This is a genomic window from Microbacterium sp. CFH 31415, from assembly GCF_022538185.1.
GTDB lineage: Bacteria > Actinomycetota > Actinomycetes > Actinomycetales > Microbacteriaceae > Microbacterium.
Window position 1 is genome coordinate 426171 of sequence record NZ_JAKYXC010000003.1, and the last position, 18234, is coordinate 444404.

Sequence of the window (18234 nt, forward strand, 5' to 3'; positions counted from 1 at the left end):
GCGTGCCGCGCACGCACCCCAGACGACTTCGACGGAAGGAACGACGATGACGTTCGACACCGACACCCGGCGCGATGCCGACGCGACGACGGTGGATGCCGCCGCCTACCCGGTGGCGCCCGTGAACGAGCGCTCGCGCGCCCGGCTCGCCGAGCACGGGCTCGAGTACCGCCTCGTGCCCGTGGCGGGCGACGACTATCCGCAGTGGCTCCAGTCGGCGGCGCGCGGGTTCCAGGACGGCGAGCGCAGCGACGAACAGGTCGCGTCGAGCCGGGAGCGCAGCGCCTACCGGCGCGTGACGGGCGTGTACGACTCCGCTGCGCCCGTCGCCGACGCCCCGGTCGGCACGATCGCCTCGTGGATCGGGCAGCTCACGGTGCCGGGCGGCTCCGCCCTGCCGTCCTGCGCGATCTCGGCGGTCACCGTGGCACCCACGCACCGCCGCCGCGGCATCGCGCGCGCGATGCTCGAGGGTGAGCTCGGTGTCGCGGTCTCCGCAGGCGCGCCGCTGGCCATGCTCACCGTCAGCGAATCGACGCTCTACGGCCGTTACGGCTTCGCCTCGGCGGCGGCCAGCGCGTCGTGGCGCATCGAGACGAAGCGGGCGACATGGATCGGCCCGCGCCCCGACGGCCGCGTCGACTTCATCCCGCGCCAGCGGTTCCGCGAGCTCGTGGCGCCGCTGCACGAGCGCGTGCGGCTGCGCGTCGCCGGTGAGATCGACGTGCAGGGCGGCTTCTGGGACGGCTTCGCGGGCACCACCCCCACCGCCGAGAAGGCGGGCGAGAAGCGCGCCGTGCAGTACACCGACGCGTCCGGAGAGGTGCGCGGGGTCGCGGTGTACACCGTCAAGGAGAATCACGACGACTTCACGAAGGCGAGCGTGCACGTCGGGTATCTGCTTGCCGAGACCGACGACGCGTACGCGGCGCTGTGGCGCTTCCTGCTCGAGCTCGACCTGGTGGGGGAGGTGAACGCCGGCGAGCTGTCGGTCGACGAGCCGCTGCGGTGGATGATCGCCGACCAGCGGGCGGCGACGGTCACCCTGCGCGACCATCAGTACGTCCGCATCCTCGACGTTCCGGCCGCACTCGAGGCGCGCCGCTACGGGGCACCCGGCTCGCTCGCCCTCGACGTGACCGACGTGCTGGGGCTTGCGGGCGGCCGCTTCCTCGTGATGGTCGACGACGACGGTCGCGGCACGGTGAGCACCTGGCCCGACGGGGCTGCGGCGCCCGACGGCGTCGTCGAGGTGTCGCTCGGCATCGAGGAGCTCTCGGCGGCGTACCTCGGTGGAGTGTCGCTCGTGACGCTGGCCGCCGCAGGCCGGGTGCGGTCGACGGATGCGGCGGCTGCCGCGCGCGTGTTCTCGTGGCACGTCGCACCACGGCTGAGCATCTGGTACTGAACGCCCACCCGCGGCGCCGACTGCAGGTGCTGACGCCCGCCCGGGGCGGCGTCGCGGGACCGCGTGCTGGGAGACGCCGGCGCTCGCCTAGCCTTGAGGAGACATGGCACATCTTCTGGGGGCTGAGGCCCTGCACCTGGAGTTCCCGACCAAGGTCGTCTTCGACGGCGTCTCGCTGGGCGTCGACGAGGGCGACCGCATCGGCATCGTCGGCCGCAACGGCGACGGCAAGTCGAGCCTGCTGGCGATGCTCGCGGGACGCCTCGAGCCCGACTCCGGACGCGTCACGGTGCGCAGCGGCGTGCGGGTCGGCGTGCTCGATCAGGCCGACACGCTCGACGACTCGCTGACCATCGCGCAGGCGGTGGTGGGCGATCGCGCCGAGCACGACTGGGCGGGCGATGCGCGCACGCGCGACGTGATCGCGGGGCTGCTGGAGGGCCTCGACTGGGACGGCCCGGTCACCAGCCTCTCGGGCGGTCAGCGCCGGCGGGTCGCCCTCGCCGCGCTCCTCACCGGCGATCACGACGTCATCTTCCTCGACGAGCCGACGAACCACCTCGACGTCGAGGCGATCGCCTGGCTGGCCGAGCATCTCAAGCGCCGGTGGTCGTCGAACCAGGGCGGACTGCTGGTCGTGACGCACGACCGGTGGTTCCTCGACGAGGTCTGCACCCGCACGTGGGAGGTGCACGACCGCGTCGTCGAGCCCTTCGAGGGCGGCTATGCGGCCTACATCCTGCAGCGCGTCGAGCGCGACCGGCAGGCAGCGGCGATCGAGGCGCGCCGGCAGAACCTCGCGCGCAAGGAGCTCGCGTGGCTGCGTCGCGGAGCGCCGGCGCGCACGTCGAAGCCGAAGTTCCGCATCGACGCGGCCAATGCCCTCATCGCGGACGTGCCCGAGATCCGCGACAAGACCGAACTCCAATCCCTCGCCGTCACCCGGCTCGGCAAGGACGTCGTCGACCTGCTCGACGCGTCGGTCAGCTACCCGGCGCTCGACGGCGGGCCAGCCCGCGAAGTGCTCCACCCCGTCGAGTGGCGCATCGCGCCCGGCGAGCGCACGGGCATCCTCGGCGTCAACGGCGCGGGCAAGTCCACGCTCCTCGGCCTCGTCTCGGGCGACGTCGAGCCCACGTCGGGTCGCGTCAAGCGCGGCAAGACCGTGCAGGTCGCCACCCTGACGCAGCGCCTGGACGAGCTCGAAGAGCACCTCGACGACCCGGTGCGCGTCGTGATCGCCCGCCTGCGCACGACCTACAGCTTCGGCAGCGGATCCAAGGCGCAGGAGCTCACCCCCGGTCAGCTCCTCGAGCGCATGGGTTTCGCGAGCGCACAGCTCTCCACGCCGGTGAAGGACCTCTCGGGCGGCCAGAAGCGCCGTCTGCAGCTGCTGCTGATCCTGCTCGAGCAGCCGAACGTGCTGATCCTCGACGAGCCGACCAACGACCTCGACACCGACATGCTCGCCGCGATGGAGGATCTCCTCGACACATGGCCGGGCACGCTCCTCGTCGTCTCGCACGACCGCTACTTCATCGAGCGCGTCACCGACCAGCAGTACGCCATCCTCGGCGGTCACCTGCGCCACCTGCCCGGCGGGGTCGACGAGTACCTGCGACTGCGAGAGCGCGAGCGTGCAGCCGCGTCGAGCGCGGGAAGGGCGACGACGGATGCCGCGCCCGTCGCGGCACCGTCCACCCCGGCGCTCAGTGGGGCCGAGCTGCGCGCCGCGCAGAAGGAGATCACGGCGCTCGAGCGCCGGCTCGAGAAGCTCGAGGCGCAGATCACGAAGGCGCGCACGGCGCTGGCCGACCACGACCCGTCAGACTACGTCGGGCTCGGCACCGAGATGGCGAAGATCGGCGAGCTGGAGTCCGAGCGGGACGACGTCGAACTGCGCTGGTTCGAGCTCACCGAGCAGCTCGGCTGACCGGGCTCAGACGTCGAAGCCGAGGCTCAGTTTGCGCAGCAGGCCGGCGAGCCGGTCGCGGTCGCCGCGCGACAGCGTGGCCAGGAGCAGCGCTTCGGCGTCGACGAGCCGCGTGATCGCGGCATCCACCCGCGTCTTGCCTTCACCGGTGAGGGTGACCAGGATGCTGCGCCCGTCGTCGGGGTCCGCCACGCGGTGCACGAGACGGCGCCCGACGAGGCGGTCGATCCGGTTGGTCATCGTGCCGCTCGACACCAGCGTCTGCTGCAGGAGCTGCTTCGGGCTCAGCTGGAACGGCTCGCCGGCGCGGCGCAGCGCCGACAGCACGTCCCACTCCCACGGCTCGAGGTCGCTGCGGCGGAACGCGTCGCGTCGCGCGCGGTCGAGGTGTCGCGACAGGCGGTCGACGCGCGAGAGCACCTCGAGCGGCGAGAAGTCGAGGTCGGGTCGCTGTGCGACCCACGCCTGCACGATGCGATCGACCTCGTCGGTCTCCTTGGCCATCCCCCCATTATCGAGGTCCCGCGGGGCGCGCCCGTGACGCCCCGGCGCAGACACCTGGGGCGGGCGCGCGCGGGCGGGTCTGGCAGACTTGACGACGGCCGCGGAGCGCGGCGATCCGCCGTGGTGTAACGGCAGCACGACAGCCTTTGGAGCTGTGAGGCCCAGGTTCGAATCCTGGCGGCGGAGCATGACCCACAACAACGACGACCGCAGTCTCGCCGTGATCGTGCTCGCCGCCGGCCAGGGCACGCGCATGAAGTCGAGCACGCCCAAGGTGCTGCACCGCATCGGCGGACGCCCGCTCGTGGGTCACGTGATCGACACGGCCCTCGCACTCGGCCCGGAGCGGGTGGTCGTCGTCGTGCGCCACGAGCGCGACCTCGTCGCGGGCGCGGTCGTCGACGCGGCGCCCGGCATCGTCGTCGTCGATCAGGACGAGGTGCCGGGCACCGGCCGCGCCGTCGAGCTGGCGCTCGACGCGCTCGACGACTTCACGGGTGACGTGCTCGTGCTGAGCGGCGACGTGCCGCTGCTGGAGGCCGACACGCTCGCCTCCCTCGTCGCCGCGCACCGCTCGGGTGCGGCCGCTGCCACGGTGCTCAGCGCCGTGCTCGACGACGCCACCGGGTACGGCCGGATCATCCGCGACGCCGACGGCTCGGTCACGCGCATCGTCGAGCAGAAGGACGCCACCGAGGACGAGGCATCCGTTCACGAGATCAACGCGGGCGTCTATGTGTTCGAGGCCGAGGCGCTGCGCGCCCACCTGTCGCTCGTGGGCACCGCCAACGCTCAGGGCGAGAAGTACCTCACCGACGTCGTCGCGCTGCTGCGCGACTCGCGCCTCGTCGTCGCCGCCGCGGCCGCGCCCGACGCCGCGGCGGCGCTCGGCGTGAACGACCGCGTCCAGCTCTCGGAGGCGGCGCGGCTGCTCAATGCGCGCACGGTGCGCCGCTGGCAGCTCGAGGGCGTGACGATCCTCGACCCGGCCACGACCTGGATCGACGTCGACGTGACGCTGGCCGCCGACGTGACGGTGCTGCCGAACACCCACCTGCTGCGGGCGACCTCGGTGGGCGCAGGCGCGATGATCGGCCCGGACACGAGCCTCGTGACGTGCGAGGTCGGCGAGAACGCCGTCGTCACGCGCACCGATGCGACGCTCGCGGTGATCGGCGCGGGCGCCACCGTCGGGCCGTTCGCGTACCTGCGCCCGGGCACGTACCTCGGCGACAAGGGGAAGATCGGCACCTTCGTCGAGACGAAGAACTCCACGATCGGCGAGCGCAGCAAGGTGCCCCACCTGTCGTACATCGGCGACACGACCATCGGGACGGGGGTCAACCTGGGCGCCGGCGCGATCACCGCGAACTACGACGATCTGACCAAGCACCGCACCGAGATCGGCGACGAGGTGCACACCGGCTCGCACAACGTCTTCGTCGCGCCCGTTAGGATCGGAGATGGCGCGAAGACCGGGGCCGGGGCGGTCATCCGCAAGGATGTTCCCGCCGGTGCCCTTGCTCTCAGCGTTGCCCCTCAGCGCAACGTCGAGGGGTGGGTCGAGAAGAACAGACCGGGAACCGGAGCGGCGGATGTCGCCGCCAAGGCTCGGTCCGCACAGAAGGCGGACGATGGGGCGCAAGAAGAAGACCGTTGAGCTCGACCGCGAGAAGGACATCGCGCCCGGACTGGTCGCCAAGACCAAGAAGCGCCTCGTCGTCGCGCGCGGCAGCTCGCACCCCGCCCTGGCGACCGACGTCGCCGCACAGCTCGGCACCGAGCTGGTCCCCACCGAGTACCGCACCTTCGCCTCGGGTGAGATCCTCACCCGCTTCGAGGTCTCGATCCGCGGATGCGACTTCTTCCTGATCCAGAGCTTCGGCCCACCGGTCAACGAGTGGCTCATGGAGACGCTCATCATGCTCGACGCCGCCAAGCGGGCGAGCGCGAAGCGCATCACCGTCGTGGCGCCGTACTACCCGTACTCGCGCCAGGACAAGAAGGGCCGCGGTCGCGAGCCGATCAGCGCGCGGCTGGTCGCCGACCTGCTCAAGACCGCCGGCGCCGACCGCGTGATGAGCGTCGACCTGCATGCCGCCCAGATCCAGGGCTTCTTCGACGGCCCGGTCGACCACCTCTTCGCCAAGCCGGTGCTGCTCGAGTACTTCCAGGAGACGCTCTCGCCGGAGGACCGCGAGAAGCTGACCGTGGTCTCGCCCGACACCGGACGGGTGCGGGTCGCCGACACGTGGTCTGACAGCCTCGGCGCCCCGCTGGCGATCATCCACAAGCGTCGCGACCCCAACGTCGCCAATCAGGTCACGGTCAATGAGATCGTCGGTGACGTCGATGGCCGGGTCTGCCTGCTCGTCGACGACATGATCGACACCGGCGGCACGATCGTGAAGGCCGCCGAGGCCCTCAAGGCGAACGGCGCGGTGCGCGTCATCGTTGCCGCGACGCACCCCATCTTCAGCGATCCCGCAGCGCAGCGCCTGCAGAGCGACGCCATCGACGAGGTCGTCGTCACCGACACGATCCCCATCCCCGACGAGAAGCGCTTCCCGAGCCTGACGGTTCTTCCGATCGCACCGCTGCTCGCGCGGGCGATCCACGAGGTCTTCGAGGACGGCTCCGTCACGAGCATGTTCGACGGGGCGGCCTGAGCCGACCCATGGGCGAGCCGCGAGCGGTCGGCGAGTACCGCGTCGAGCGCCCGCACTCGCTGCCGGTCGGCGAGGTCGAGACGGCACTCGCGACCAGGACCGCAGGACTCTCGTCGGATGCCGCGGCCGACCGACTGCGTGAGGTCGGGCCGAACCTCCTGCCCGAGCCCCGGCGCACGCATCCGATCCTGCGCTTCCTCGCGCACTTCAACGACACGCTGATCTACATCCTGCTCGGCGCCGCAGTGATCAAGGCGATCATGGCGGACTGGCTCGAGTTCTGGGTCATCATGGCCGTCGCCATCATCAATGCCGTGATCGGCTTCGTGCAGGAGGGTCGCGCCGAGAAGGCCCTCGCAGGCATCCGCGGGATGCTGTCCGCCGAAGCCCGCGTGCGCCGCGACGGCGCGTGGGCGACGGCACCCGCCGCCGACCTCGTGCCGGGAGACGTCGTGCGGCTCATGCCCGGCGACAAGGTTCCCGCCGATGTCCGCCTCTTCGAGGCCTTCCAGCTGCGCGTCGAGGAAGCCGCGCTCACCGGCGAGTCGGTGCCGTCGTCGAAGAACACGGATCCTGTCGCGGTCGACGCCGGCGTGGGGGATCGCGCGTCGATGGCGTTCTCGGGGACCATCGTCTCGGCAGGTCAGGGCCGTGGCATCGTGACGGCGACCGGCGAGCGCACCGAGATCGGCAGGATCCAGACCCTCGTCGGCGAGGCGGGGTCGCTCGACACCCCGCTGACGAAGCAGCTCGACTCGTTCGGCCGTGTCCTCACCCTCGTGATCCTGGGCATGGCCGCGATCATGCTCGCGATCGGCCGGTTCCTGCATGCTATGCCGTTCGACGAGCTGATCTCCGCGGCGATCGGCTTCGCGGTCGCCGCGATCCCCGAGGGGCTGCCCGCGCTCGTGACGATCACCCTCGCGATCGGCGTGCAGCAGATGGCGCGGCGCAATGCGATCACCCGCAAGCTCCCCGCCGTCGAGACGCTGGGCTCGGTCACGACGATCTGCTCCGACAAGACCGGCACCCTCACGAAGAACGAGATGACGGTGGAGCGCATCGTCACGCCACTGGGCTCCTACGACGTCACCGGGCTCGGATACGACCCGGAGGGCGAGATCCGGCCGCGCGGGGAAGTCGGCGACGGCCGCGACCTCGCGGCCATCCTCGGGGTGGCGACGCTCTGCAACGACGCACACATCGTCGCCGACGAGTCGACTCCGGGCGCGCGCCGCTGGACACTCGTCGGCGAGCCGACGGAGGGCGCGCTCAAGGTGGTCGCGATGAAGGGCGGTGTGAAGTCCGCCGGCAGCGCCCGCGTCGCCGTCGTGCCGTTCGACTCGGCGAACAAGTTCATGGCCAGCCTCAACGAGGGCGCCGAGGGGTCGCGCGCCATCCTGGTGAAGGGCGCCCCCGACCGACTGCTCGACCGCTCGACGCGTCAGCGCGGTGCAGCGGGCCCGGAGGCCCTCGACATCCGGCTGTGGGAGTCCGTGATCGACGACCTCGGCCGAAGCGGCCTGCGCGTGCTTGCGGCAGCCCGCCGTCCGGTGCCGGCGGACATGGGCACCCTGGCGGTCGACGACCTGGACGACCTGGAGTTCCTCGGGGTGTGGGGCATCCTCGATCCGCCTCGCCCCGAAGCGGTGGAGGCGATCGCCGACTGCCACGCCGCGGGCATCAGCGTGAAGATGATCACCGGCGACCACGCGGGCACCGCGGTCGCGATCAGCCGCGACCTCGGCCTCGCCCACGACGACGAGGTCTCCGTGCTCACCGGCGCGGAGCTCGAGGCCATGACCCAGGAGCAGCTCAAGGAGGTGGTGCGCGACGTCGACGTGTACGCGCGGGCCAGCCCCGAGCACAAGATCCGCATCGTGCGCGCGCTGCAGGCGCACGACGAAGTCGTAGCGATGACGGGCGACGGCGTCAACGACGCGCCCGCCCTCACGCGGGCGAACGTCGGCATCGCGATGGGGATCAAGGGCACCGAGGCCACCAAGGAGGCCGCCGAGATCGTCCTCGCCGACGACAACTTCGCCACGATCCGCTCCGCGGTGCGCGAGGGGCGCCGGATCTACGACAACCTGCGCAAGTCGGTCGTCTTCCTGCTTCCGACGAACGGCGCGCAGTCGCTGGTGATCCTCGTCGCCGTGGTGTTCGGCTTCACCCTCCCGCTCACGCCGGTGCAGGTGCTGTGGATCAACATGGTCACCGCGATCACGCTGTCGCTCGCCCTGGCGTACGAGCCTGCCGAGAAGGGGATCATGACCCGCCCGCCCAGGACTCCCGGCGGTCCCCTCATCGACCGGCGCGAGATCGGACTTGTGCTCGCGGTCTCGCTGCTGATCGGCGGGGTGACGCTGGGCGTGTTCGCCGCCGCGCTCGCCGGCGGCGCAGATCTCGCCTACGCCCGCACCGAGGCCGTCGCCATGCTCGCGCTCGGTCAGCTCGCCTACCTGCTCAACTGCCGATTCCTCCGGACGTCGAGCCTCACGACTGACGTGCTGCGCGGCAACCGCGTCGTCTGGTGGTCCGCTTTCGCGCTCGTCGCGCTGCAGCTGTTCTACACGTACGTTCCGTTCATGAACGACCTGTTCGGGTCGCGACCTCTCGCGGCCTCGTCGTGGGTGCTCCCGGTGGTGCTGTCGATCGCCGTCTTCCTGGCCGTGGAGTGCATCAAGGCACTGCGGCGCCGCACCCTTCCTCGGAGGTGACTCATAGCGAACGCCGCGACGATGCAGGGACGCAGCCGCTAGCGTTCTAGGTGCACCCCCGCCCGAGGCCCGGCAGAAGAAGGACACCATGATCCGTCCCCCCGCATCCCGACAGACCGCCCCCGTCCGGGTCGCGGCGGCTCTCGTGGGGATCGCCGGCGCCGTCGTCCTCGCTGGGTGCGCTCCGGCCGCCACGACCGGCCAGAACGGCGACACCGCCGACACGGGGAACGGGTCGAACGGCTCGGTCGGCGGTACCGGTGGCGGAGGCACGTACGCCGACGGCACCTACACCGCGGTGGGGGCATACCCGACCCCCGAGAGCGTTGAGCAGATCTCGGTCACCGTGACGCTCGAGGACGACGTGATCACCGCCGTCGATGTCGTGGGGGATCCGCAGAAGTCGGAGTCCGAGAAGTACCAGAGCGAGTTCATCGGCGGCATCTCCGATGTCGTGGTCGGCAAGGACATCGACGAGATCTCGGTCAGCCGCATCGCCGGGTCGTCCCTCACGAGCGGCGGGTTCAACCAGGCGATCGAGACGATCAAGGCCGAAGCGGCCGCCTGACATGTCCGGCTCGAAGCCGGCACATCCGGCCGTCGTCCCGTGGCGGTTCGACGCGATCGGCACGGGGTGGGAGGTCGTCACCGAGGAGCCGCTCGGCGGTGCCGTGCGCCGCGACGTGCTCGCTGTCATCGAGCGCTTCGACGCGGAGTGGTCGCGGTTCCGCCCCGATTCGATCGTCTCGGAACTCGGTGCAGCCGGCGGCTCGGCCACCGCGCCGGCGGATGCTGCGGCGATGCTCGACGCCTATGCCGAGCTGTCGGCGGCCACCTCGGGAGCAGTGAACCCGCTCGTTGGCCGGTCGCTCGAGCGGCTCGGCTACGGCGCGGACTACGCCCTCACGGCGAGTGAGCCGGTCGCCGCCCCGGCGGACTGGACAGAGGCGCTGACCTGGGACCGCGGCATCCTCACCCTCCATCGCCCCGCGGTGATCGACGTGGGCGCCCTCGGCAAGGGTCGGCTCGTCGACCTCGTGGCCGCCGAGCTGGCGGATGCCGTCGACGGATCGATCGTCGTCGACGCCGGGGGAGACATCGCGGTCCGCGGTGCACCGCAGCGCATCGGGCTCGAGCACCCATTCGACGACCGGCGCGCGATCGGCGTGTGGCAGGTGGCGGATGCCGCACTCTGCGCATCGGCGGTCAACCGGCGCGCGTGGGGCGACGGCCTTCATCACGTGCTGGACGCGCGCACGGGCGCTCCCGTGCGGACGTTCGCGGCGACGTGGGCGGTAGCGCCGACAGCGATGCGGGCGGATGCCATCGCGACGGCGCTCTTCTTCGACGGCGGCCCGCGGCTCGCGCACGCATGGGGCGTCGAGTGGGTGCGCATGACCACCGACGGGCGCGCGGAGTGGTCGCCCGGGTGCGGTGCCGACCTGTTCACGCGAGAGGCTAGCGTGGAGTGGTGACCCCGTCGCCAGCCTCCGCACAGGTCCTCGCCGTCGCGCGCGACGATGCCCATCGGTTCAGCAAGCCCACCCGCGACGAGATCACCCTCATCGCCGGCTACGGCGTGGAAGGCGACGCGCATGCGGGGGCGACGGTGCAGCACCTCTCGCGGGTGAGACGCGACCCCTCGAGCCCGAATCTGCGTCAGGTGCACCTGATCCACTCCGAGCTGTTCGACCTCATGGCCGAGCGCGGGCACGGGGTCGAGCCGGGCGCGCTGGGCGAGAACATCACGACCGTCGGCGTCGACCTGCTGGGACTCCCGCGCGGCACGCGCCTCGAGATCGGCGAGGGCGCGGTGGTCGAGATCACCGGGCTGCGCAATCCGTGCTCGCAGATCAACGGTCTCTCGAAGGGCCTGATGAAGGAGCTCGTATACGTGGACGACGAGGGTGAGACCGTGCGCCTGACGGGCGTCATGTCGGTCGTCGTGTCCGGCGGCGTGGTGAGGCCGGGAGACGGCATCCGCGTCATCCTGCCGTCCGGTGCCCACGAGCGCCTCCCGGTGGTGTGACGTGATCACCTCGCTCACCTCCCTCTGGAACCGCGTCTTCGCCCTCCTCGGGCGCGTCTCGATGTACCGCGTCGTGTACGTCGCCCTCGCGACCCTCGCCGTCATCGCGTTCGCGCTGTCGTTCTTCGACCTCGTCGGCCCGGATCCCCTGGAGCTGATCGCGACGCTCGCGGTGCTCTCGATCGTGTGCGGGGGAGTGGATGCCACGGCCCAGCGCCTCCTGCACCTCCCGTGGCGTATCGAGTCGTCGCTGATCACCGCGCACATCCTGCTGTTCGTCCTGCGCCCGACACTCGAGGTGGCCGGCCTCGCCGGCATCGCGATCGCGGGGGCCGCGGCATCCCTCTCCAAGTACGTCCTCGCGTGGCGCGGCCGGCACATCTTCAACCCCGCGGCGGTGGGCGCGACCGTGCTCACGCTGCTGAGCCTCGCGTGGCCCGACCTGGGCGCGTCATCGTGGTGGGTCGGCACGCCGGCCCTCGCCGGCCCCGTGATCGTCCTCGGACTCGCGGTGCTGTGGCGCACCGAGAAGCTGCGCGTGGTCGCGGTGTTCCTCGTGGCCGCCGTCGCGATCGCCGTGCTGCGCACCGCCGCCCAATCGCAGGCGGCGGGGCTCGACGTCGACTCGATGGCCGTGTTCTGGCAGATCCTGTGGTCGTCGCCGTTCCTTTTCCTCGGGGCGTTCATGCTGTCCGAGCCGCTGACCCTCCCGCCGCGCCGCTGGCAGCAGTTCACCGTCGCCGGCATCGTCGGAGTGCTCGCGGGCTGGCCGATCCCGCTCGGCGAGATCTCGCTCGGACAGGAGCGCGCGCTCCTCATCGGCAACGCCATCGCGTTCGCCTTCGCGGTGCGCACGGCGGTGCGCCTCACCCTCGCGTCTCGCGCCGACCGGACGCCGACCGTCCGGGAGCTGACGTTCCGCGTGCACGACCGGCTCTCGTTCGTGCCGGGTCAGTACCTCGAGCTCGAGGTGCCGCATGCGCACCCCGACGCGCGCGGCACGCGACGCGAGTTCAGCATCGCATCGGCGCCCGACGACCTCCCCGAGCTGCGCGTGGCGTTCAAGGAGAACACCGCCGCGTCGGCCAAGCCGCAGAGCTCGTACAAGAAGGCCCTCGCGCAGGTCGCCGAAGGACAGCGTCTGGCGATCACCGGCGTGTGGGGCGACTTCGTGCTGCCCAAGCGCGCGGCGGCTCCCATCCTGATGGTGGCGGCGGGCATCGGCGTCACCCCGTTCGTGTCGCAGCTGCGCCACGTGCGGGCGGCGGGCGAGGAGCGCGACATCATCCTCGTCTACGTCGCCTCGGACGCGTCGGAGCTCGCGTACCGCGAAGACATCGAGGCATCCGGCATCCCCGTGATCGTCTTCACCCGCGACCGGCCCGCCGATCTTCCCGCGAACTGGATGTGGGCGCGCGGCGTGCGGCTCGATGCCGAGGGCCTCATGCGCGTCGTGCCCGACATCGCGTCCCGCCACGCGTACATCTCGGGTCCGGCAGGGCTGATCGCGGACCTCTCGCCCGCCCTCGAGCGCGCCCGCTCGATCACGACCGACGCCTTCAGCGGGTACTGAGCCGGCGGCACCCGCTTCAGCCGCGGCATTCGGCCCTGCCGGCGCCTGCCGACGCGCACTTCGGTGCGGTTGAGGTTCGAGGGTGCTCACCGAACCGCGCCGATTTGCGGTGGGGGTCGCCGGCAACCGCGCATACGGCGCGGCTGAAGGGGGAGCACGGGTGGGGGATGCTGCGAGCCGGGGCTACGCGCCGCCCGCGGCGGCCCCGGGGTCGCGGGGGCGCGCGGGAAGGCGCACCTCGAAGGTCGTCGAACCGGGTGCGCTCTCGACGGTGATCGAGCCGCCGTGGGCGTCGACGATCGCGCGGGCGATCGACAGCCCCAAGCCGGTGCCGCCGGTCTGGCGTGCGCGCGACCGGTCGGCGCGCGAGAAGCGCTCGAAGAGCTCGTCGCGGAGCGCGGGGTCGATGCCCGGCCCGTCGTCGTGCACGCGCAGCACCGCCATACCGCCGTCGCGCTCCACGGCGACGGTGACCGTCGTGCCCTCGGGCGTATGGGTGCGGGCGTTGGCGAGCAGGTTAGCGACCACCTGGTGCAGGCGTCCGGCGTCGCCGGCCACGTGGACCGGCTCATCCGCGAGCTCGAGCACCCAGGTGTGGTCGGGACCCGCCGGCCGCGCGTCGCCGACGGCCTCGAGCGCGAGCCGCGTGAGGTCGACGGCGCCGTAGACGAGCTCCTGGCCCTCGTCCAGGCGGGCCAGGAGCAGCAGGTCCTCGACGAGGCGGGTCATGCGCAGCGACTGCGCCTGGATCCGCTCGAGCGAGGACTCGGTCGTCTCGATCGTCGCGGCTCCGTGGTCCTTCGACAGGGCGCGCAGCGAGAGCTCCGAGTATCCCCGGATCGAGGCGAGCGGCGTGCGCAGCTCGTGGCTGGCGTCGGCGACGAAGGTGCGCATGCGCTCCTCGTTGCGCTGACGGGCGGTGAGCGACGTGCCGACGTGATCGAGCAGGGTGTTCAGTGCCTCGCCGACCCGCCCGACCTCGGTGCGCGGGTCCGCCTGGTGGGCGGGCACGCGCTCGGGGATCGACACCTCACCCTGATCGAGCGGGAGCGCCGACACGCGCTCGGCGGTCGCCGCCACGGCGCGCAGCGGAGCGAGACCGGCGCGGATCGTCCAGGCCGTCGCGAGGGCGAGCAGGATGAGGCCGCCTGCGGTGAGGAGCCCGATCGTGGTGAGCATCCGGCCGATCGAGCTCGCGACCTCGTCACGGGAGATGCCGACGACGACCACCGACGCACCGCTCGGCTGCCCTTCGACGCGGAAGCTGCCGAGCCCGTCGATCGTCACGACCGAGGGCGTCTCGCTGCGCAGGCCGTCGGCGAGGTCGCCGATCTGGTCTTGGGTGAGCTCCGTCACGGTGGTGTCGGACTCCACCACGGCCGCCGTCGGGGCGTCCGGCGGCGTCTGGATCGCGAGCAGGAACCCGGGCTGCTGGGGCTGCTCCTCGAGGATCTCCTGCGCCGTCCAGCCCTGGGCGATGTAGCCGCGCACCAGCACGGCGGTGCGCTCGGCGGCACTGGTGACCCTGCTGTTGAGGCCGTCCTCGAGCACGCCGCCGAGGATCGCGCTCGTCGCGACGCCGACGAGCACCATGATGAACGAGGTGATCGCGACGACGGTCACGATCAGCTTGCGCTGCAGAGTCCAGGGGCGACGAGCGGATGCCGCGGCCGAGGCGTCCGCCACGGTCTTGTCGTCGACAGCGGCACCGGCAGCGGCAGCGGCGTCGGCGTCGGCGGCAGCGTCGCTCGGGTCCGGCTCGGCCCCGGCGGCGAGCGCCGGCGCGGCGACCGGCGCCGACGGCTGCGCGGACGCGTCGCCCCGCGGGTCCGTCATGACGGCGCCTTGATCATGTAGCCGACTCCCCGCACCGTGTGGATGAGCGGCTCGCGACCCTGATCGATCTTCTTGCGCAGGTACGAGATGTACAGCTCCACGACGCTCGACCGGCCGCCGAAGTCGTAGTTCCACACGCGGTCGAGGATCTGCGCCTTCGACACGACGCGGCGCTGATTGCGCATGAGGTAGCGGAGCAGTTCGAACTCGGTCGCGGTGAGGTCGATCTCGTCACCGCCGCGCTCGACCTCGTGGCTGTCCTCGTTGAGCGTGAGGTCGGCGACGCGCAGAATCGGCTCGGCGCCGGACGCGTGAGCGGTGCCTGCGCGGCGCATGAGTCCCCGCAGTCGCGCCACCACCTCTTCGAGCGAGAACGGCTTCGTGACGTAGTCGTCGCCACCCGCCGTGAGCCCGGCGACCCGGTCGCTCACGGCGTCCTTCGCGGTGAGGAAGAGCACGGGCACGTCGTCGCCCGACTGGCGCAGCCGTTGCAGCACCGCCATGCCGTCGAGGTCGGGCATCATGACGTCGAGCACCATCGCGTCGGGTGAGAACTCGCGCGCCGCCTGCAGCGCTTCGAAGCCCGAGCCCGCGGCCCGCACCTCCCAGCCCTCCATGCGCAGGGCCATCGACAGCAGGTCGGTGAGCATCTGCTCGTCGTCGACGACGAGCACGCGCAGCGGCGACCCGTCGGGGCGCAGGAGGGCAGGCGAGGCGTTGGTCATGCGTCCATTGTGCTCGCGTTCCTATGTGCTTCCTATGGAGCGGGCTATGCGCGTGCTGTGAGTGCGCCGCGCCCTCAGCCGGCCGAGCGGGCGTGGGCGGCGATGCGATCGAACAGCGCATCGTGGTCCGCGTCCACCCGCTGCTCCTCGGGGTGCGCGTCGTAGTGCGCGACGATGCGGCGCGCGCCCTCATCGAACGTGATGGTCGTGCGGAAGTCCGGCACCAGCTCGGTGACCTTTCGGTTGTCGAAGACCATCGAGTGGGCCTTGTCTCCGAGGAGCGTGGGGCCGAGCTCGGGATCGAACGCGGCGATCGTCTCGGAGGCGACGTGGACGAAGTCGGGATGCCGCACCCCGGCCGCATCGGCCAGCCAGGCGTAGATCTGATTCCAGGTGGGCGCGTGCGAGCCCGTGATCGTGAACGCGTCGCCGATCGCCGCGGGATTGCCGAGGAGGCCGGCGAACGCCACGGCGAAGTCGTCGCTGTGCGTGATGGTCCACAGGCTCGTGCCGTCGCCGTGGATCACGACGGGCCGGCCCTCTCGCATGCGGGCGATGTCCGTCCAGCCGCCGAGGGTGGGGAGGAGCCGCTCGTCGTAGGTGTGCGACGGGCGGATGATCGTCACGGGCAGACCGCGCTCGCGGTGCGCGGCGACGAGCAGGTCCTCGCACGCGATCTTGTCGCGCGAGTAGCGCCAGTACGGGTTGCGCAGCGGCGTCGACTCGGTCACCGGCAGGCGGCGCGGCGGCTTTTCGTAGGCGGAGGCCGAGCTGATGAAGACGTACTGCCCGGTGCGCCCCTCGAAGAGGTCGAGGTCCTGCTGCACGTGCTCCGGCGTGAACGCGAGGAACTCGGCGATCACATCGAACTCGGCGCCGCCGACGGCATCGCGCACCGACTGCGGGTCGCGGACATCGCCGACCACCTCGCGGACGCCGTCCGGGAGGACACGCCTCGCCGAGCCGCGGTTGAGGACTGTGACGTCGTGACCGGCGGCGAGGCTGCGCTTCACGCACGACGCGCTGATCGTTCCGGTTCCGCCGATGTAGAGGACTCGCGTGGGGGTCATCGTCCGACCCTAGCCTGGCGGGCACGCTGCGCTCCGTGGCAGGAACGGGCCTACCGGATGTCGGCGCTGCGCGTTACCGTGACGCGGGTGACTGATCTCTCTCTGACAGATCTGGCGGCCGGAACGGTCGTCAAGCCCGGCGACGCCGATTGGGATGCCGCCCGTTCCTTCCACTCCGGTGTGGGAGAGCCCACCATCATCGTCCGTGCCTCGACCGTCGACGACGTCCGCGCCGGCGTGCGCTACGCCGCCTCCGAACGTCTCGACGTCATGATCCGGTGCGGTGGCCACAGCGTGTGGGGTGCCGTCCCCGGCGGGCTCACGCTCGACCTCAGCGGAGTGGATGACATCCGCGTCGACGGCACGCTCGTGCAAGTCGGCGGCGGCGCCACGTGGGGCGCGGTCGCGGCCGAACTCGCCCGGCACGGGCTGGGCGTCAGCTCCGGCGACACCGCGTCCGTCGGTGTCGGGGGCCTCACCCTCGGCGGCGGCATCGGCTGGATGGTGCGGGCGTGGGGGCTTGCCGCCGATCAGCTCGTCGGCGCCCAGGTCGTGACCGCGCGCGGCGACGTGCTCGAGGTGAACGAGGCATCCCACGCCGACCTGCTGTGGGCGCTGCGCGGCGGCGGCGGCAACTTCGGCGTCGTGACGCGGTTCGATTTCCGCGCGCACCCGCTGCCGGGGGTCGTCTTCGCGACCCTCGGGGTCGACGGCGACGCGCGGCCGGTGCTGCGTGCGCTGCGCGACACGATGAGCACGGCCCCGCGCGATCTCACCGTCACCTACATGGACGTCCCGGCGATGGACCCGAATGCTCCGGCCGGGGCGACGATCACGGCGTGCTGGATCGGCGACGACGAAGACGCGGCCCGCGCCGCGCTCGCGCCGCTCCTCGCGCTCGACGGTGTCACCGTGACCGAGCTGGGCGCGCGGAGCTACCCCGACATCCTGATGGACGCACCGCCCGCCGACCCCGACCAGCCCATGCCGGGCTTCGTCGGCGGCAACACCCTGCTCGACGCGCTGACCGACGACGCCATCGACCGGCTCGTGTCGTTCCGCGAGGCGAACCAGGCGTCCGTGCTCTTCCTCCGCTCGCTGGGCGGCGCCTTCGGCGACGTCGCCCAGGAAGACACCCCGTTCCCGGCTCGCACCGCGACGTGGTTCGCGATGGCCGGCGCCTTTGACATCCCGGGGCTCATCCATGACGGCAACCGCCCGCTCATCCAGGCCGAGTGGGACGCGATCGAGGCGCTGGGGGCGGGGCTCTATGGCAACTTCACCGTCACGACCGATCCCGCGATCGTGACGCGGATGTACTCACCTGAGACGATCGCGCGCCTGGCCGAGATCAAGCGCCGGTTCGACCCGCAGAACCGCTTCTGCCGCAACCACAACATCGCACCGAGCTGACGCAGCCGACGACGAAGCCCTCGCCGGATCGGCGAGGGCCTTCGTCGTCACGCGGTCAGTGGGTGTCTTGGGCTTCGATCTCGGTGCGGTCGCCGGACCAGAGGGTGTGGAAGGTGCCGGGTTTGTCGGTGCGCTGGTAGGTGTGGGCGCCGAAGAAGTCGCGTTGTCCTTGGATGAGGGCGGCGGGGAGGCGTTCGGCGCGGAGGCCGTCGTAGTAGGCGAGGGAGGAGGAGAAGGCGGGGGCGGGGATGCCGGCTGCCGCGGCGGTGGCGACGATGCGGCGCCAGGCGTCCTGGGCGCGGCCGAGTGCCTCGACGAAGTAGGGGGCGGTGAGCAGCACGGGCAGGTCGGGGG

General features: G+C 71.6%; 14 protein-coding genes, 1 tRNA gene and 1 pseudogene. 11 read left to right on the forward strand and 5 right to left on the reverse strand.

Annotated elements, in window-relative coordinates; genetic code table 11:
- Nucleotides 1-46: 46 nt before the first annotated feature.
- Together MK786_RS06005 and MK786_RS06010 are read left to right on the forward strand one after the other, a co-directional pair.
- Nucleotides 47-1408: a GNAT family N-acetyltransferase gene (locus MK786_RS06005; RefSeq protein WP_241111317.1), complete on the forward strand. Its 1362-nt coding sequence runs from the start codon at nucleotides 47-49 to the stop codon at nucleotides 1406-1408.
- Between the two features lie 103 nt (nucleotides 1409-1511).
- A complete protein-coding gene (locus MK786_RS06010) occupies nucleotides 1512-3341 on the forward strand; it encodes an ABC-F family ATP-binding cassette domain-containing protein (RefSeq protein ID WP_241111318.1) in 1830 nt (609 codons plus the stop codon).
- A gap of 6 nt (nucleotides 3342-3347) precedes the next feature.
- On the opposite strand, the gene MK786_RS06015 is transcribed toward MK786_RS06010, so the two are convergent.
- A complete protein-coding gene (locus MK786_RS06015; protein ID WP_241111319.1) occupies nucleotides 3348-3845 on the reverse strand; it encodes a MarR family winged helix-turn-helix transcriptional regulator in 498 nt (165 codons plus the stop codon).
- A gap of 114 nt (nucleotides 3846-3959) precedes the next feature.
- Here MK786_RS06015 and MK786_RS06020 point away from each other — a divergent pair.
- The 8 genes from MK786_RS06020 (at nucleotide 3960) to MK786_RS06055 (ending at nucleotide 12836) form a co-directional block, all read left to right on the forward strand.
- Nucleotides 3960-4031 (forward strand) — tRNA-Gln (locus MK786_RS06020).
- A gap of 1 nt (nucleotide 4032) precedes the next feature.
- Nucleotides 4033-5505, forward strand: a complete 1473-nt coding sequence (gene glmU, locus MK786_RS06025; protein WP_241111320.1) for a bifunctional UDP-N-acetylglucosamine diphosphorylase/glucosamine-1-phosphate N-acetyltransferase GlmU — start codon at nucleotides 4033-4035, stop codon at nucleotides 5503-5505.
- Nucleotides 5480-6514, forward strand: a complete 1035-nt coding sequence (locus tag MK786_RS06030) for a ribose-phosphate diphosphokinase (RefSeq protein ID WP_241111321.1) — start codon at nucleotides 5480-5482, stop codon at nucleotides 6512-6514. Before glmU ends, MK786_RS06030 begins: the two co-directional genes overlap by 26 nt.
- 8 nt (nucleotides 6515-6522) lie before the next feature.
- Nucleotides 6523-9234, forward strand: a complete 2712-nt coding sequence (locus MK786_RS06035) for an HAD-IC family P-type ATPase (RefSeq protein WP_241111322.1) — start codon at nucleotides 6523-6525, stop codon at nucleotides 9232-9234.
- Nucleotides 9235-9322: 88 nt separating this feature from the next.
- A complete protein-coding gene (locus MK786_RS06040) occupies nucleotides 9323-9802 on the forward strand; it encodes a hypothetical protein (RefSeq protein ID WP_241111323.1) in 480 nt (159 codons plus the stop codon).
- Between the two features lies 1 nt (nucleotide 9803).
- Entirely contained in the window at nucleotides 9804-10709 is a 906-nt protein-coding gene (locus MK786_RS06045; protein WP_241111324.1) for an FAD:protein FMN transferase, read from the forward strand.
- Nucleotides 10706-11263, forward strand: a complete 558-nt coding sequence (locus MK786_RS06050) for an MOSC domain-containing protein (protein ID WP_241111325.1) — start codon at nucleotides 10706-10708, stop codon at nucleotides 11261-11263. Before MK786_RS06045 ends, MK786_RS06050 begins: the two co-directional genes overlap by 4 nt.
- A gap of 4 nt (nucleotides 11264-11267) precedes the next feature.
- Nucleotides 11268-12836, forward strand: coding sequence for an FAD-dependent oxidoreductase (locus MK786_RS06055; RefSeq protein WP_374200432.1), 1569 nt, complete (start codon nucleotides 11268-11270; stop codon nucleotides 12834-12836).
- Between the two features lie 183 nt (nucleotides 12837-13019).
- On the opposite strand, the gene MK786_RS06060 is transcribed toward MK786_RS06055, so the two are convergent.
- The 3 genes from MK786_RS06060 to MK786_RS06070 all read right to left on the reverse strand — a co-directional run bounded on the left by MK786_RS06060 (nucleotide 13020) and on the right by MK786_RS06070 (nucleotide 16467).
- Nucleotides 13020-14672 (reverse strand): cell wall metabolism sensor histidine kinase WalK, encoded by a 1653-nt coding sequence (locus MK786_RS06060; protein ID WP_241111327.1) that lies wholly within the window; start codon nucleotides 14670-14672, stop codon nucleotides 13020-13022.
- On the reverse strand, nucleotides 14669-15397 hold the full coding sequence (locus MK786_RS06065; RefSeq protein ID WP_241111328.1) for a response regulator transcription factor: 729 nt from the start codon (nucleotides 15395-15397) through the stop codon (nucleotides 14669-14671). Before MK786_RS06065 ends, MK786_RS06060 begins: the two co-directional genes overlap by 4 nt.
- Nucleotides 15398-15471: 74 nt before the next feature.
- Nucleotides 15472-16467 (reverse strand): SDR family oxidoreductase, encoded by a 996-nt coding sequence (locus tag MK786_RS06070; protein ID WP_241111329.1) that lies wholly within the window; start codon nucleotides 16465-16467, stop codon nucleotides 15472-15474.
- An 87-nt stretch (nucleotides 16468-16554) separates the two neighbouring features.
- Here MK786_RS06070 and MK786_RS06075 point away from each other — a divergent pair, with 87 nt between their 5' ends.
- Nucleotides 16555-17880, forward strand: coding sequence for an FAD-binding oxidoreductase (locus MK786_RS06075; protein WP_241111330.1), 1326 nt, complete (start codon nucleotides 16555-16557; stop codon nucleotides 17878-17880).
- A 55-nt stretch (nucleotides 17881-17935) separates the two neighbouring features.
- On the opposite strand, the pseudogene MK786_RS06080 reads toward MK786_RS06075, so the two are convergent.
- Nucleotides 17936-18234 (reverse strand): annotated as a pseudogene (locus MK786_RS06080) (NADP-dependent phosphogluconate dehydrogenase); the annotation flags it as partial.